Source organism: Streptomyces sp. CC208A (genome assembly GCF_030010625.1).
Classification (GTDB): Bacteria; Actinomycetota; Actinomycetes; order Streptomycetales; family Streptomycetaceae; genus Streptomyces.
Map to the genome: position 1 here is coordinate 89692 of NZ_JASCXN010000024.1, position 16093 is coordinate 105784.

General features: G+C 70.7%; 13 protein-coding genes and 1 pseudogene. 8 read left to right on the plus strand and 6 right to left on the minus strand.

Annotated features, from left to right (window positions below; all coding sequences use genetic code 11):
- The first annotated feature begins 245 nt into the window (after positions 1-245).
- Together QK442_RS24260 and QK442_RS24265 are read left to right on the plus strand one after the other, a co-directional pair.
- Positions 246-2336, plus strand: a complete 2091-nt coding sequence (locus tag QK442_RS24260; protein WP_282696154.1) for a PhoX family phosphatase — start codon at positions 246-248, stop codon at positions 2334-2336.
- 472 nt (positions 2337-2808) lie between these two features.
- Positions 2809-4455: a PE-PGRS family protein gene (locus tag QK442_RS24265; protein WP_282696155.1), complete on the plus strand. Its 1647-nt coding sequence runs from the start codon at positions 2809-2811 to the stop codon at positions 4453-4455.
- On the opposite strand, the gene QK442_RS24270 is transcribed toward QK442_RS24265, so the two are convergent.
- The 4 genes from QK442_RS24270 to QK442_RS24285 form a co-directional block, all read right to left on the minus strand.
- Positions 4385-5227, minus strand: coding sequence for a PE-PGRS family protein (locus QK442_RS24270; RefSeq protein WP_282696156.1), 843 nt, complete (start codon positions 5225-5227; stop codon positions 4385-4387). The genes QK442_RS24265 and QK442_RS24270 overlap by 71 nt on opposite strands.
- A gap of 155 nt (positions 5228-5382) precedes the next feature.
- Positions 5383-6912, minus strand: coding sequence for a LacI family DNA-binding transcriptional regulator (locus tag QK442_RS24275; RefSeq protein ID WP_282696157.1), 1530 nt, complete (start codon positions 6910-6912; stop codon positions 5383-5385).
- Positions 6913-6963: 51 nt separating this feature from the next.
- A complete protein-coding gene (locus QK442_RS24280) occupies positions 6964-7344 on the minus strand; it encodes a helix-turn-helix domain-containing protein (RefSeq protein ID WP_282696158.1) in 381 nt (126 codons plus the stop codon).
- A 46-nt stretch (positions 7345-7390) separates the two neighbouring features.
- Positions 7391-7648 (minus strand): helix-turn-helix transcriptional regulator, encoded by a 258-nt coding sequence (locus tag QK442_RS24285; RefSeq protein WP_282696159.1) that lies wholly within the window; start codon positions 7646-7648, stop codon positions 7391-7393.
- Between the two features lie 509 nt (positions 7649-8157).
- Between QK442_RS24285 and QK442_RS24290 the strand changes: the two genes are divergently transcribed.
- From QK442_RS24290 to QK442_RS24310, 5 genes and pseudogenes are all read left to right on the plus strand, one after another.
- Positions 8158-9090, plus strand: coding sequence for a hypothetical protein (locus tag QK442_RS24290; RefSeq protein WP_282696160.1), 933 nt, complete (start codon positions 8158-8160; stop codon positions 9088-9090).
- Positions 9087-9788: an ATP-binding protein gene (locus QK442_RS24295; protein WP_282696190.1), complete on the plus strand. Its 702-nt coding sequence runs from the start codon at positions 9087-9089 to the stop codon at positions 9786-9788. Before QK442_RS24290 ends, QK442_RS24295 begins: the two co-directional genes overlap by 4 nt.
- A gap of 214 nt (positions 9789-10002) precedes the next feature.
- A complete protein-coding gene (locus tag QK442_RS24300) occupies positions 10003-11292 on the plus strand; it encodes a hypothetical protein (RefSeq protein ID WP_282696191.1) in 1290 nt (429 codons plus the stop codon).
- A 183-nt stretch (positions 11293-11475) separates the two neighbouring features.
- Positions 11476-11967, plus strand: a complete 492-nt coding sequence (locus QK442_RS24305; protein WP_282696161.1) for a mobilization protein — start codon at positions 11476-11478, stop codon at positions 11965-11967.
- A pseudogene (locus tag QK442_RS24310) lies at positions 11964-13592 on the plus strand (relaxase/mobilization nuclease domain-containing protein); the annotation flags it as partial. The gene QK442_RS24305 and the pseudogene QK442_RS24310, both read left to right, overlap by 4 nt.
- A 256-nt stretch (positions 13593-13848) precedes the next feature.
- Here the strand turns inward: QK442_RS24310 and QK442_RS24315 are convergent.
- Positions 13849-14670, minus strand: a complete 822-nt coding sequence (locus tag QK442_RS24315; protein WP_282696162.1) for a DUF317 domain-containing protein — start codon at positions 14668-14670, stop codon at positions 13849-13851.
- A 169-nt stretch (positions 14671-14839) separates the two neighbouring features.
- Positions 14840-15193, minus strand: coding sequence for a DUF317 domain-containing protein (locus tag QK442_RS24320; RefSeq protein ID WP_282696163.1), 354 nt, complete (start codon positions 15191-15193; stop codon positions 14840-14842).
- A gap of 193 nt (positions 15194-15386) precedes the next feature.
- On the opposite strand from QK442_RS24320, the gene QK442_RS24325 reads away from it, so the two are divergent.
- Complete coding sequence (locus QK442_RS24325) at positions 15387-16091, plus strand: nucleotidyltransferase domain-containing protein (RefSeq protein WP_282696164.1); 705 nt, start codon at positions 15387-15389, stop codon at positions 16089-16091.
- Positions 16092-16093 lie beyond the last annotated feature (2 nt).

A 16093-nucleotide genomic window follows, 5' to 3' on the forward strand; every position in this document is an offset into this window, starting at 1 on the left:
GAAGGCCGTCTATGTGAACACCCGATGTACGGGGAACCCCTCCGCGATGAACGATAGCCGTTCATCTATATAGACAGATCATGATGCTAGGAGGGGTCGTCCGCGACGGTTTCCGTCCAGTGTTCGGGCGGAGTTCACCCTTCAGGCCACGCGCCACGGGTGTCCGCCGCCTAGCGTCCTCCATCGATGGCCGCCTATGTCCTCGGCGGCAGGACCGTCCGTCTCCCCTTGCGTGTGGAGGAACCGTGCCCGACCAGCCCGTACCCGGCGACCGTGACAGCCGGCGCACCGAGCTGCCGCTGCTGCCCAGCCACAACACCGCCCGGTCGGCGCTGACCTGCCGGTACCGGTGCGGCAACGCCTGCTCCCACGAGGCCCCCAACCGCACGCTGAACACCTACTTCGGCGACGTCGTCGCGCGGGCGATGTCCCGCCGCGGCATGCTCAAGGGCGCGACCGTCCTGGCCATGGCCACCGGCGCCGCAGGATTCACCACCGCCTCGGCCGCCGCGGCCCCGGCCGCCGCAGACTCCGCCCGGCACGGGGGCCACGGCCGCCCGCCGCGCGGCCTCGACTTCACGCCGGTCGCCCCGAACACCGCCGACGCCGTGACCGTCCCCGAGGGCTACGCCCAGCAGGTCGTCATCCGCTGGGGCGACCCGGTCCTCCCCGGCGCGCCGCGCTTCGACGCCCGTCGGCAGTCCGCCCGCGCCCAGGCCATGCAGTTCGGTTACAACTGCGACTACATGGCCCTCCTGGACGCGCCCCGCGGCCGCGGCCACCACCTGCTCGTGGTCAACCACGAGTACACCGACGAAGAGATCATGTTCTACGGCTACGACCCGGCGAACCCGACCCGCGAGCAGGTCGAGACCGCCTGGGCCGCCCACGGCCTGACCGTCCTCGTCGTCCGCGCCGACCGGCGCTCCGGACGGCTGTGGCCGGTGGGCGACGTCCTCAACCGCCGGATCACGGCCACCACCCCCTTCCGCCTCACCGGCCCCGCCGCCGGCGGCGAGCTCCTCAGGACCGTCGCCGACCCGACCGGCACGTTCGTGCTCGGCACCCTCAACAACTGCGGCGGCGGCATCACCCCCTGGGGCACCGTCCTGTCCGGCGAGGAGAACTTCAACCAGTACTTCGCCAACGCCGCCGCCGTCACCGACCCGGTCGCCCAGCAGCGCCTCGCCCGCTACGGCCTCCCGAAGGGCGCGAGCCCCCGCAAGTGGGAGCGGTTCGACGACCGCTTCGACATCGCCAAGGACCCCAACGAGCCCAACCGCCACGGCTGGATCGTCGAGATCGACCCGTCCGACCCGCACTCCGTCCCGCGCAAGCGCACCGCGCTCGGCCGCTTCAAGCACGAGGCCGCCGAGCCCCGCCTGACCCGCGACGGCCGCGTGGCCCTCTACATGGGCGACGACGAGCGCTTCGACTACATGTACAAGTACGTCTCCAAGCACGCCTACCGGAAGGGAAACAGCCCCTCCGCGCGCGCCCACAACATGCGCCTGCTCGACGAGGGCACCCTCTACGTCGCCCGGTTCACCGGCGACAGCCCCGCCGCCGAGATCGACGGCACCGGGAAGCTCCCCGAGGACGGCTCCTTCGACGGCGGCGGCGAGTGGATCCCGCTCGCCAGCGGCACGACGTCGCACGTACCCGGCATGACCGCCGAGGAGGTGTACGTCTTCACCCGCCTCGCCGCCGACAAGGTCGGCGCCACCAAGATGGACCGCCCCGAGGACGTCGAGCCCCACCCGGTCACCGGCCGCGTCTACGTCGCCCTCACCAACAACAAGGACCGCGGCGCCACCGGCAAGGCCGGCCCCGACGAGGCCAACCCGCGCAAGGGCAACAAGCACGGCCACATCCTCGAACTGGAGGAGCGCCGCTCCGACGCCGCCTCCCTCACCTTCGGCTGGCGCCTCGTCCTCGTCTGCGGCGACCCCGCCGACCCCTCCACCTACTTCGCCGGCTACGACAAGAGCCGGGTCAGCCCGATCTCCTGCCCCGACAACATCGCCTTCGACGAGCACGGCAACCTCTGGCTCGCCACCGACGGCAACGCCCTCGGCTCCAACGACGGCCTCTTCGCCGTCCCCCTCAAGGGCTCCGAGCGCGGCCACGTCAAGCAGTTCCTCACCGTCCCGGTCGGCGCCGAGACCTGCGGCCCCATCATCACCGAGGACCGCATCCTCATCGCCGCCCAGCACCCCGGCGAACTCGACGGCGCCACCACCGAGAACCCGGCCTCGCACTGGCCCGACGGCCCGGGCAGCATCCCGCGACCCTCGGTCGTGACGGTGTGGAAGGAGAAGGGCCGGGACCACTGACCTGACGCAGTCCCCTCGGCAGGCGACGCGACTGCAAAGCCGTACGCGGCACGGCGGAGCGACGCGCAGGCAGCCGCCCTGGGAGAATCCTGGGAGACGATCTTCTCCCAGCCGCCTCCCCAGACCGACGCAGCCCCGCCGAAACCAAGCCGCTGATCTGCGCCGTTGCTAACATGGCCAGGCGGCGGGGCTGACCGAACCTCATTCGGGACGAAGAGGTCGTGGGTTCAAATCCCGCCACCCCGACAGAGAAACACCAGGTCAGGCCCGGTACTGAGAGATCAGCACCGGGCCTGATTTGCTTTGTCGCCCCGTTTTGGGAGCCGTTTGGGAGCCAACTTCCAGAACCGGCTCCCCGGCGGCTCCCAGCGAGCGGTCGTCCGTCTTCGAGCGTGCTCTGTGCCGCTCACGCTGGGAAAGGGTCATCCCTACGGCTTGTGCTAGGCCGATCACAGGCGGTACGACGATCGACATGCACCGATGGTCTCCGTTAAATGACCGGCAGCTCGCACTCCTCACCCGCATCGGGGACGGATCCGACCCCGTCACGTCGGACAGCCCAGAGTTCGCCCTCACCGCCCGCGCGCTCAAGGAGCGGCGTCTGATCACCATGCCCAAGCAGGATGGGAAGTGGCAGGCGGAGATCACTGACGCGGGGCGCTTCTACCTGGAACACGGCCATCACCCGGACCGGCCGGAACCGACGCCGCGCAAGCAGCGGTCGGTGGGTCCCGGACAGCGGACACGGCCGGCCCCTCCTCCGCAGAAGCAAGACACAGCTCCGTCCACGACGAAGCCGGCGCCGCAACGCGCCGCCAAGCCCCCACAGGCGTCGTCGGCGGAAATCGGAGCAGCCTTGATCGCCGAGGTACAGCAGGCTGGGCGGTTCCTCCGGATCCCGAACCCCAGCGACCAGGAGCGAGCCCGCTATCGCAGGGCCTTCGACGCAGCCCGGCAGTGTGCGCCCGAGGGGTACCACCTGAAGTACAGCGGCCGGGCGAAGGGGGACTTCTTCCTCGGTCTGCTCAGGGTGTCCGGGGAGGACGACACCGAGTGGAACCGGATCCGGCTGGCGCGCAGCCGGGTGATCAGCGATGTCGAGGACGTGATCGCCGCTGTCACTGCGGACCACAGTGCCTTCGAGATCTCGGAGGAGGTCCTGCCCCGAGTCCTCTCGCTGCTCCGGCTCCTCGCGGAGCAGGCACTCGCCCGCCACGGCGAGATCACGGTGTCCAAGAAGCGCAAGCAGCCGAGGCCCCTGCTTACCGTCCACGGCAGGACGTACGAGGTCAGTTTCCGCGAACGGCAGAAGCAGGTCCGGTACGTGCCCAAGCAGCCGGGCCGGCGTACGTACGACTGGCAGCGGGTGACGCCGGCGCACAGGTTCGAGCCGTCGGGCGAGCTGGAACTGCTGATCAGCCAGCACTCGGGCTACGGCTACGGCCACAGCTACGGCTGGAAGAAGGAGTGGGCCGACACCGCCAAGAAGCCGTTGGAGGAGCAGGTCGGTTCGGTCTTCTGGGCACTGAAGGCGCGCGCGGAGGAGCAGGAGCGGGCTCGGCTGGAACGGGAGGCCGAACAGCGGCGCCTGCGCGAGAAGCGGGAGCGGCAGGAGGCGGAGCGTCGGCGTCTGGAAGCGGAGCGGGAGGAGCGCGAGCGGCGAGAGTGGGAGTCGGCCATCAGTGCCGCGTCGATCAAGGCGGTGCACGCCGTACGGGCTGAGCACTTCGGCACAGCGCTTGAGCAGTGGAGGGTGGCCGGAGAGATCCGAGCGTTCTGCGTCGCTCTGGACGAAGCCGCCGCAACGTCGGACAACGCCGTCGAGGCCGAGAGGCTGCGGGAGTGGTCGGCTTGGGGGAAGGCGGAGGCCGACCGGCTGGACCCCACCATGAAGGGCAAGGGCCTGGCCGCTCTCGACTTCCACGCGGAGCCGACCGAAGATCAGCTACGGCCCTTTCTCGGCGGCTGGCACCCGCACCGGCCGGAAAGGCAGCAGCCTGCGGCACGGCCCGAGACGCCGAAGCCGGCCCCGGAGCCGTGGCGCGGCTCTATCGACGCACGTCAGGATCAAGGCTGGCGATATGGACGCCAAGGTCGCGCTCAATGGTGGAGGCGATGACGCCGTGCCCACGGTCACGTAGGGCCTTGACCGCCTTCTCCACCAGCTGGCCGAGCCTGATCGCCTCGGCGCGCAGTGCGACCAGCTCGTCGTACCGGTCGGCCTTGTCCTCGCCGCACCACGCCCGGACGGTCCGCAGGACGGCCGCCTCCGCGTCCAACTTGCGGTCGTCCCGGCGACGGTAGGAGTACCAGGAGGGCTGTGCGCGCTCCTGGTCGATGTCCTGCTGCTTGCGGTCCACCTCCGGGAGGATCTCGTCGGCGAGCCGACCCGCCACCTGACGGGCGACGCGCTCGGTGACCGACCAGCCGGCCAGGCACATGCTGGCACGGTTCTCGTGCACCATAGGGTCACTGCGGAGCGCGGTGGCGTCCATGCCGATGAGCGGCGCCGTCTCGTCGAGTCGGCCGAGTTCCAGAACTCCCGCGTCCGCCACCCCTCGGCGGAGGCGCAGCCTGTTCTTCGGCCGGACGAACCCGAGGATCAGGCGCGCGGCCTCGAAGTCCGTGCTGCCCCGTACGTGGCGTGACGCCTCGGTCAGTCTGAACTCTTCCTCGTCATCCGCGCGGAACGCGTCGACGTCTGACCACGGTGCTACGAGGCAGCCGGGACTGACCCATTCCTGCAGGCCGGCGTCATCCCCTTGCAGGAACCGGACATGGACCCAGCCAGACCTGCCACGGCCGCCCACCCGAACGATCTCCACTCGCCTGACAGGGCTGCCCAGCTCCTTCGGCCTCGCGCGGTAGGCCCAGTGCTCGCCAATCTCCATGTCCCTATTGAGCCAGGTCCGTTGGCCTCGCTACTGGGCAATCGTCGTAATTGCTGGAGTGGCCGACCGCGCCGTGTTGACGCAGCCCCGCGCAGGCAACAGGGATAGTGCTGTGCCTCCGGCAGTGGTCGCCGGAGGGCACAGCACTCTGTTTGCTACGACTTGGCGGGCACACGTGACACCCCGCGTGTCCGCAGGAGGTCATTCAGTACGCGCACTGGTGACGTGGCGCTCATGGCCAAACGCGCGTCGAGTGCCGCCTCCCACTGCTCGGTCAGCCCCAGCATGAGGCGCTTGCGCATGCCTGGGGTGACGTGGGCGTAGCGTGCCGAGACCGAGCCGTCGATGTGGCCCATGCGTTCGTCCATGAGTACCTTCTCGGTTCCCAGGTCCTCCATCATCGTCCGGTGGGTGTGGCGAAGGCCGTGGGGCGTGAGTCCCTTGGCTATCGGGAGCCAGCAGGCGTCGGCCCGATCGCTGGCACCGCGCCCCCGGGCCGGGACGCCGGGCCACGGCTCGCCGAGTAGGGGAACCGGCCGTGGCTCCTGGGGTGCCTTCTTCGGGTACCAGCCGGAGACCGCCGGCGTGAACAGCCAGGTTGCGAAACCGTTCCTGCGCCAGTGGGCGGCATGCTCCGGTACGACGCCGCCCCGGACGAAGCGGAGGTCCGTGATGGCCTGCTCGACCTTCGCTCGCGTGGCCTCGGTGACGCGGTCGGGGTGGTTGAGGACGTTGGACACCGTGCCGGTCGAAACGCCGGCTCGACGGGCGACGTCGACGAGCTTCGCGCCCTGGTAACCCCCGGTTCGCGCCGCGCCCTGCCCTCGGAAGACGTAGGTCTTTCCGTGGCAGGGGCACGGCACGGGTTTCGTGCGGGCGATGTGGTTGGCGACCAGCGCGGACAGCCAGTCCATCGAGTCGATGGTGCGGTAGCTGTCGTCCTTGGGCGGGCAGCGCACCAGCTCGCCCGTGTCGAGTTCGTACAGCTGCCACTCGACACGGACGGCTCCAGGGCGGACGAACGCGGTCTCCAGGCCGACGATCTCGCCCCAGCGCATGCCGGTGTACCCCTTGAGGACCACGGCGACGAACTCGTCGTCGCGGCCGGAGAGCAGGGCGGCGCGCTCGGCGGTCAGCAGGATGCCGAGCGCGTCGGTGACCACCTTCTCGGGGCCACGGTCTCGGGAGCGGCCAGCGCGTTTGCCGCGTCCGCGCCGACGGGCTGCTGGGTTGGACGTGATCAGGCCCTCGTCGATCGCGTCCTCGAAGATCAGGTGGAGCGTCGAGCGCCAGGTCTTGACGCTGGAGGCCGCGTAGAGGGCCTTCTCCTTCTTCTCCCACAGGTCGACGTCCGTGCGCAGGATGCCGGCGAGCGCCTTGTCCTCGAACTCGGGGAGGAGGTGCTCCTCGATGTGGCGTTTGTAGTTCTGCATGGTGGAGGCGGCCAGGTCCTGGGCCTCGTACCAGCGGTTCGCGTACTCGCCGAAGGTCTCCTGGCCGAGGGCCGGGTCGCGCCAGTCGCCGCGCCGGTACTTGTTCTCGGCCTCGGCCGCTGCCCGTTGGGCCTCGCCCTTGGTGGCGAACCTGATCGCCTTGCCGTTGTCGTCGACGACCGTGTTGTGCTTGCCGGGCGCAACCTTGTACCGGCCGCGCCAGTAGTTTCCGCGCTTCTCCGCGAAACCCACGTCCCGCTGTCCCCCTCCTAATTGTCCTCGTCTACGGCAGATGCGATCGGGTCACGCGACAGTGCTGTACTGCTGCTGCCGGCGCGGCGGGCGGGCCCGTAGGCGGGTCGTCGGGGCAACGACAGGGCGGTGAGGTTGCGGGGAGCCGGTCTGCGTACCGCGCGTGAAGTACGGCTCGGTAGCCCCTGCAGCTGCCTGCGTAGGCTGGGCCGGCCGCTCCTCATAGAGGCGGATGATCTCCCCAAGGTGCTCGGCGGTGAAGCGGTAGGCACGGCCGACCCGGGTGTGGGGTATCAGGCGCCGTCGCGCTCGGTCCTTGACCCACCAGGCCGAGCAGCCGAGGGTGTCGGCGATCTCCTCGGGACGGTAGAGGCGGGGCGGAGGGGCGTCGGACGGCCTGTGGGGAACGGGCGCGGGCGTGGATCGGTGCAAGGGGGCGGCTCCTGGTCGCGAGGGCGGGGACGGATGTGTGAGCGGCTCAGGCGGCGCCCGGGCCCTGGAGGAGGGCGGCGGGTGATACCTGCAGGGCTTCGGCGATGGCGACGAGGTCGTCGATATCGCATCGCCGCTTGGCGAGTTCGATGCGGGACAGCATCGTGTTGGACATAGGGCGACCCAAAGCGGTGCATCGCGCGGCGAGTTGGCGCTGCCCAAGGCCGCGTTCCGTGCGGAGGATTTCGATGGTGCGAGCCGCCAGCATTCCTGCGGGCCCTATTTCCAGAGATCGTGCTGCCATGGCTCCAGTTGTAGCGTGCATTCACCGGTTTGGTTAACCGGGGATCGTCGGCTATGTTGCGCCACGCTCAATCGGTGAGCGAGGCGGTCGGGGTACTGGCGCGAGGCCGGGTCCCCGAACCGGTCCCGACACCAGAGACCGTCTCTGACGTGGGGTGTTGTGTTGTAGCTTCGTCGCTCACGGGACGTCAACGGCTTGCCGATGTGATCCTTCTGGCTCGGGACGCGGGGCAACTATTTGGTCAACCGGCGATCGTGCCCTACCGTTTTCGCACCGCCCTCGCCGACTCGTTTTCCAGCGGCATTTCTGCCGTGAGAGATTGCGCCGGTAAGGGCTGGACTCGTGCGACCTGGGTGTGGCTATGTTGACGACGCCCGGAAAGCGCGAGCGGCCATCAACGCTCCCGCGCCAACGGCCGGACATCCCCGCCCTTCACGCCCGTCCCGCCCCCGACCGACGGTGAACCGTGGGCACCGAGCCCACCGGTCACCGAGTGAGGACCGCCCCTCTTGGCACGAATCCGCACCATCAAGCCCGAAGCCTTCGTCTCCGAGTCCCTGGCCGCCGTCTCCCTGACCGCCGAGCGCACCTTCTTCGGTCTGCTCACCCAGGCTGACGACCAGGGCCGCCACCGCGACCACGCCGCGATCATCGCTGGGCAGCTGTGGGTCCTGCGGCCCGAACACACACCCGCCGACGTCGAGAAGGATCTCGCCCAGCTCGCCGACGCCGGGCTGATATGCCGCTACAAGGGCCCGGACGACAAGCGCTACCTGCACATCGTCACCTGGCGGCAGCATCAGAAGATCAACCGCCCCAGCGGGAGCCGCCTTCCCGCCTGCCCGCACCACGACACGCCGGCTCGCACCGAGCCGGGCGTTGGCGCGCCGGCTGCGGGGGCTGGCATCACGGAGCCCGCACCGCTGTCTCACGGAGCCCTCCGTGGGGGCTCCGGGCAAGTACACAACCCTGCGGTGAATCCCGCCCCAAATGAGGAAACCGCAGGTCAGAGCGATTTCACGGAGTCCTCCGTGAGACGGCAGGGAGGATTCAGTGAGGGAGCGGTGACGCCTCACGGTCCGGATCTAGGACCTAGGATCATGGATCTAGGAGATACCCCTTCGGGGGGCGCGAGCGCCCCCGCACCCGGCACCGTCTCGGCCAACCAGCTCATCGCCGAGTACGCCGCCGCTTGCGCACACCGTCCGCCCGGGAACGTCCTGGGCCATCTCGGCCGGGAGGCACGCAAGCTGCTGGAGGAGGGCATCGCGCCCGCTCACGTCCGGGCGGGGCTCGCCCTGCACCGCGCCAAGGGCCTGCACCCCAGCATGCTGCCGAGCCTCGTGCACGAAGCCATGAACGCGGCCCCCACCGCGCCGGTTGTCCACAGGGCGTGGACAAACCCCGCCGATGTCGAAGCCGCCTACGGAGGTGACCTCTGACCGCCACCCTCACCCGCGAGCCCCATCGGGTCGGCCCGCTCGCCGACCGGCTCAACGGCATCCTTGCCGGTCGCGGCATCGACCTCGCCACCGCCGCCGTCGAGGAAGGGCACGTCGAGCCCGTCACCGCGCTGGAACTCGCCGACGCCAGGATCCCCGCCCGCTACCGCCGAGCCCTGGCCGACCACCCGAAGGTCACCGTCTGGGCCGACGAGATCGCCCGCGCCGGACGCCCCGGCCCCGGTGGGCCGGGCATCGCCGAAGGTCCGTCGCTGCTGATCGCCGGCCCCACGGGCACGGGCAAGACGTACCAGGCGTACGGCGCCATCCGCACCCTGCTCGCCCAGGGAGTCCGCCTGCGCTGGGAAGCGACCACCACCGCCGACCTCCACGCGCGCCTGCGCCCCCGCGCCGGCCAGGACGCCGAACGTGACCTGCAGACACTGGCGCGGTGCCCGCTACTTGTCCTGGACGACCTCGGTGCGGCCAAGACGAGCGAGTGGACTGAGGAGCTGACCTACCGGCTCATCAACCACCGGTACGAGCACATGCTCCCGACCCTCATCACCACCAATCTCCCGATGGAGCAGCTACGCGGCGCCCTCGGTGACCGCGTCGCCTCCCGCCTCGCCGAGATGACCGAGCGCGTCATCCTCGACGGCCCCGACCGACGACGCCGCACAGCGCCCGGCGCCTGACCGGCCGCCCCCGCCTGCCTCGCCGCGCGGCCCGCGCTCACACCTGCCTGGCCTGCGCTGGCCCCTCACGCAGGCCGCTCACCGCTCCGCCGTGATCACCGGCCCTCCCGGTTCCTCTACACCTTGGAGACCCCTCCTGCCGCCTCTGACCCTCGCTTCCCTGGCCACCCGAAACAGCGGCACGCCGCTCCTCCCGGACTGGGCCACCTCCCCGGTGCCGGCCCTGGCGCTCCTCGTCTCGCTCGTGCTGCTCGGCCTGCTCACCGGATGGCTGATCCGCCAGCAGCGCCGTCGGCCGCCCGGCACCAAACGCTGGCGCGGCACCGTCGCGGTGCCCGTCGCGGCCATGGCCGCGCTCGGCTGCACCGCCTACAGCGCGGACACCAGCTGGCGGTTCGCCGCCGACTACCTCGACATGGGCAGCACCGCCGAGCGCGTCGCGATGTTCGCCGCCGCCGAGCTGGCCCTGTTCGCCACCGCCCTGATGGCCCGGCAGAACCTCAACGGCCCGAAACAGGCACCCGGCCTGCCCGGCACCCTCACCTGGATCATCACCGCGGTGCAGATCCTGCCCGCCTACGCCGAGTCCGGGCTGGTCGGCGGCACCGTGCGAGCCTTCGTCGGCCCGGTCATGGCCGCGATGCTGTGGCACCTGGCCATGGGCATCGAGCTGCGCCACCGCACCCCTGACGCCGCCTCACGCAGCCTGTCCGCCGTCCTCGTTCGCCAGGCCCGCGAGCGCCTGCTCGCCCGCCTCGGCATCGCCGACCAGGACGCCGACGCCGCCCGACTCATCCGCGACCGCGCGCTGAGCGAGGCCGTCGCCCTGATCCTGCGCGCCGAGGCGACGAGCGGCAACAAGTCCAGGAAGCGACGGCAACGACGCCTGACAGAACGCCTGCACCAGGCCCTGGAGCGGGCCGACGTCGACGGCGATCCGCTCCAGGACGAGCTGCTGCTGCGCAAGCTCGCCACCCGCAAGCAGGCCCTCGACCTCGCCTCCATCACGCTGCCGCCGCGCTGGGCGGTCCCCGCCTCGTACACAGCCCGTGAATCCGGGCACAGCCGCCCGCGCCCCGCCCGCCCGGAACCGCTGCCGCGGGCAGAGGACACTGCCCGCCCGCATCCATCAGATTCGGGTGACGACGAGGTGCCTCCAGCTGTCCGTCCGCAGCCTGCCCGACCGGCGCACGGGCTACCCGCACGGGCAGAGATCGAAAACAGCCGACCGCTCACGGGCAACAGCTCGGGCAGCGTGTCGGGCAGGCGCGAGCGGAAACAGGCTGCCCGGAAAAAACACGACGACGGCAAAGCCCGCGCCTCCGACGAGGTCATCCTCAAGCACACCCGCCGCATCTACAAGGAGACCGGCAGCGTCGGACGCGACCGGGTGGAGAACGCTCTGCGCGCCGCCGGCTACACCGTCTCCAGTGACGGCGTCGGACGAGTCGTCCGCGAGTTCAAGACCCAGCTCAAAGCCGCAGCCAGCGCTCCGTCGCACTGATCCTCACAGCACCCACACTCCCGACCACACCCCCATCCGAAAGGTCCCATGCACACCCCGCACCACCACACCCCCGCCAACCGCGAAGACCTTCTGCCGATCACCCCTGCCCCATCGGGAGCAAGTTGGAGGTCCGGACACTCCCCCGCAGGGGGAGCGCCCGAACCCGGCCCCGCCCTGGAGGTGGCGGGGCCCGTCCGGCGCCAGGGGGCGCCGGACGGGAAGGCTGCGACCGAGGGCGGATCGCAGCCAGGCAAGGGCCGCCCGAAGGGCGCGGCCAGGAAGGGGAAGTCGCGTCCGCGTGACAAGAGGCAGCGCCCCGCTCACAGCGTCCGCCTCAACGAGCACGAGCTCGCCATCATCCAGGCCGGCGCCGACCACGTCGGCATGAGCGTGGCCGGGTTCCTGGCCCACTCCGCCCTGGCCGCTGCCCGCGACCAGTCCCGGACCGCAGCGGCCATCGCCACCGAGCGGGACGTCCTGACTGCCCTGTTCGGTGTGCGTCGTCAGCTCGGCTGGGCGGGCAGCAACGTCAACCAGGCCGTCAAGGCGCTCAACTCCGGTGTCGACGCACCGCACTTCGCCGCTGCCCTCGCCGACCTGCAGCGTGCCGCGCGGGCCGTCCAGCGGGCAGCCGACAGGGTCGCCAACGGGCAGGAGGGCGAGGCGGCTTGATCCCTCGTATCCACCAGCAGGGCAGTAACACGCTCGGGCTCCTGCACTACCTGTACGGCAAGGGCACCCACGAGGAGCACATCGACCCGCACCTGGTCGCTTCCTTCGACGGCATGGCCCCCGACCCCGGCCGCGACCCTGCGGTCATGAAGAAGGACCTCCAGCACCTCCTCGACCAGCCCCTGTCCCTCCTCGGCGCGGACCAGCGTCCCGACAAGCACGTCTGGCACTGCTCGGTGCGTGCCGCCCCCGGCGATCCGATCTTGTCCGACGAGCAGTGGGGTGACATCGCCCGTCGCGTGGTTGCCGCCAGCGGCATCGACCCTGGCGACGGGGCTGGCTGCCGCTGGGCAGCAGTCCGGCACGCCGACGATCACATCCACATCATCGCCACCCTGGTCCGCGAGGACGGGCGCCGGCCCAACCACCACCGCTCCGGCAAACGCGCCCAGGCCGAGTGCCGGCTGATCGAAAAGGAACTCGGCCTGCACTAGGTCGCGCCTGGGGACGGCACCGCCGCCAAGCGGGCCACCAGTGCGGAGCGGCACAAGGCCGAACGCGAGGGGCGGCAGCGCCCGGCGCGCGAGGAGCTGCGGGAGACCGTACGGCGTGCGGTGGCCGGCGCGACGAGCGAGGAGGAGTTCTTCGACCGGCTGGCCGCCGCCGGTCTTCTGATCCGCAAGCGCGTCGCGCCCTCGGGCGACCTGCTCGGCTACAAGGTCGCGCTGCCCGACGACCGCAATGGTGAGAAGGAGCCGGTGTTCTATGCGGGCTCCACTCTCGCACCCGATCTGTCCCTGCCCCGCATCCGCGAACGGTGGACGCTTCCCGCGGAGGCCGTTTCGGCGGACGGCTCCGGGCCGGAGCAGCCGGTCCTGCCGGATGTGACAGGTCCCGCGTTCGCGCGGCGCCGGGCCACCGCCGCCACCTGGCAGGCCCTCCTGGTCATTGATCACGGTGACGAAGGGGCAGCAGCGGCCCAGATCGCCGCGGCGGGGGAGATTCTCGACGCGCTCGCCAAGACCTCCGCCGCCCACACCCGCGCTGAGCTCCGCGAGGCGGCCTTCGTGTTCGAGCGTGCCAGCCGCTCCCATGTGAAGGCCGTACGCGGGAACGACCGCGCCCTGCGCCAGGCCGCCCGCGATCTCGTCCACAGCGGACCGGCCCTCGGCCGCGGCGAAGACGGTGCCACCACCGCCATGCTCATCGACATGGCCTTCTTCCTCGCCACCGCCGCGGCGAACTGGCACGCGAAGAAGCACCACAGCCAGCAGGCCGCCGCCGCCCGACAAGCCGCCGAACACCTGCGCGCCGCTTACCAGGCCGCCGCAGGTGAGCCCATGGCGGCCCTCGGGCAGCGAGGCCGCCGTATGGCCCAGCGTGTTCGGCAACGGCAAGCCGACCTTCTCCACCAGGTGCTGCCGGAGCTTGCCGAACGGGTCCAGGCCGAACCTGGCTGGCCTGCCCTGGCCGCCACACTCGACGACGCTCGCAGAGCCGGCCATGACCCGGCCGCCCTGCTGACCGAAGCCGCACGACGGCGCGAGCTCGACACCGCGACCTCCATAAGCGACGTCCTCGTTTGGCGCTTGCGGCGCAGCGCCCACCTGCCCGCCCTGCCCGAGCGCCCCCACGACACGCCCGCGGGAAGCAGGCGGCGCCAAGGGTCCTCGGCGTCCCGCGCGCTGCCGACGCAGGGCAGCGTGAACGACCCCAGCCGTCGGCGCTGAGCAGCGAAAGTCAGCGAAACACGGGGCGCAGCGACGGACCCTCCCCGCAATCGCGAACCGTGACGCCCCCCCCAGACGCCGAACAAGGCACACCAGCACGAAGCCGGGCCTCCCTGTTGGGAAGGCCCGGCTTCAATGCGTTGGACGGCCCTCAGATGGCCGGAGCGCGCAGGAGCCGATCGCGTGTGCTCTCCGGCAGCACCCGGCGCAGCACTGGCGCGCTGGAACTGAGGGAGCCGGCGAAAGCGGCGACGAGGTCGTGCGGCACGCTGGCGCCGAATGAAGCCCCCCACAGGTAGCCCGCGCCGAGCACCGGCTCGGCCCACGCCTGCCACCCGGCCAGAGCCGCATCGTCCGCCTCAGCCACCAGCGCCAGTGGACCGCCATCCTGGATGAGGGGCGGCACCTCACCGAGGCGGATGTGTGAGGCGAACGTCGGATCCGTCGCCCCCGCGCCGGGCTGGTCGACGTCGCGCAGCCAACCATGCGCCGAAACCGCGTCGAGGACCAGCTCGGGACCACCACACGGCAGGACGGGCTGACCGCGGACATCGACCGCGGCAACGAAGTCGGCGAGAACCTCTCCCGGGACACCGGGAGTGAAGTAGGCCGACCACTGGGCGAGCGGGCTGCTCCGATCCGTACGAGCGGACACCTGCCACGCGATCGGCAGATTCCCCAGATGGAACGGCTCGTCCGGCAGGACCCACTGCGCCCACCGCAGGCAATCCGGACTGATGTGCAGGACAGTGCTGCGCAGGACCTGACGGTCCTCCGGCGCCTCGTCCGGCTCCTTGCGCCCGCGCACGAGCGTCAGGCTCGTCCAACCCAGGCCGACGAGCACGTCAGCAACGGAGTCGTACAGGCGTCCGTCGTCACCGGCCAGGTGCCGGGGACCGACCCAGTACGCGGACGGGACGCAGGCCGGAGCGGGTGGATCGGTGGGGAAGTCGGGATGCAGGTGCGCCTCCAAGGGGTTGGGGGGTTGGGGGCTTGATGCCGCCAGCGGTGCGTGCAGCTGGGTGGAGGTGCCGGGCCGGCCTTGCGGCGGCGCCGGGTGGCAGATGGCCGGGCTGCCCCGTCTCGCCCTAACCGGGCAGACGACGGGCTCCCCCAAGGGCTCCGACTCGAGCCTCTGAGTGTCATGCCCTCCGGGAGGTCTCCAGCACGCGAGCGACCGCGGCGGCGACCACATCCGCCGGCGTCTCGGTGTCGAAGGACATCTGGTAGCCACGCACCTTGGCCGTACCGGTGACGGCGATCTTCCACCCCTCGCCGTCGGTACCAGGCCGCCCGAGCGGGAACCAGCCAAGGTAGAAGCGCCCGTCCTTTGAATTGACGTGCACGTCCGCGCGGTCGTCCACGACCAGGTGGAAATCGTCTGCGGAGAACTGATCTATCACGAGCGTGGCCTGACCCGGGCCGAGCAGCCACTCACGCAGCCGCAGGGCCTCGACGGTGGTGGAGAATCCGGGGCCCTGGGGTGCCGCAGTCACGGGCAATCACCTCTCTGACCTGGTGCTTTTGCGAGAAGGTCGTCCAGGTTCACATGCCGCTGCGGCGTTGGCCAGTCATTCATGGGTCTTCGCTGTCTGCCCCCGGCGAACTAAAGACGTAGAGCACGAGACCTCGCGGTCCAGCCGCGGAAAACGGCGTGCGCGCGGTGGGGGCAGTGCCGATAGTTGCCGCATGGATGCGATCGAGGCCGCACGCGCCGTCGTAGAGGAACAGCACCCCGAAGCGCGCGCCGCGTTCCTGGGCGGCAGCGTCGTGACAGGCCGCCGCACGGCGACGTCGGACCTCGACATCGTGGTCCTGCTCCACGGAAGCCCAGCGCCGTACCGGGCGAGCCTCCAGTACGCCGACTGGCCGGTGGAGATATTCGTTCACACCGAGGCAACGTGGCACGCCTACGTCGAACGGGAACTACGCAAGCGCCGGTCACCGCTGCTGTGGATGTGTGCCGACGGGCTGCTGCTCTTCGACACTGACGGACTCGGAGCGCGCCTCGCCGCACAGGCCCGGAAGCTGACCGCCGCCGGACCGCCCCCGGTGTCGGCGGAAGAGATCGACGACCGCCGCTACGCGATCACCGATCTCCTGGACGACCTCGCGGGAAGCAGCGACCAGAGCGAGCGTCTGTTCATCGCGACCGAACTGGTCCGACGCACAGGCGAGCTCGCGCTGGCCATCGGCGGTTCGTGGGGTGGCGGTGGCAAGTGGCTGGCATGCCGCCTTGAGACGGCCGCGCCAGGGCTCAGCACACGCCTCCACCACGGCCTACAGGAGGTACTGGTCGGGAGAACCGAGCCCCTCGTGGCCGTCGTGGACGAGGTGCTCGAGCAGGCCGGCGGCCGGTTGTGGGCTGGCTACAAGCGTGCCGGGGCACCCTGAGT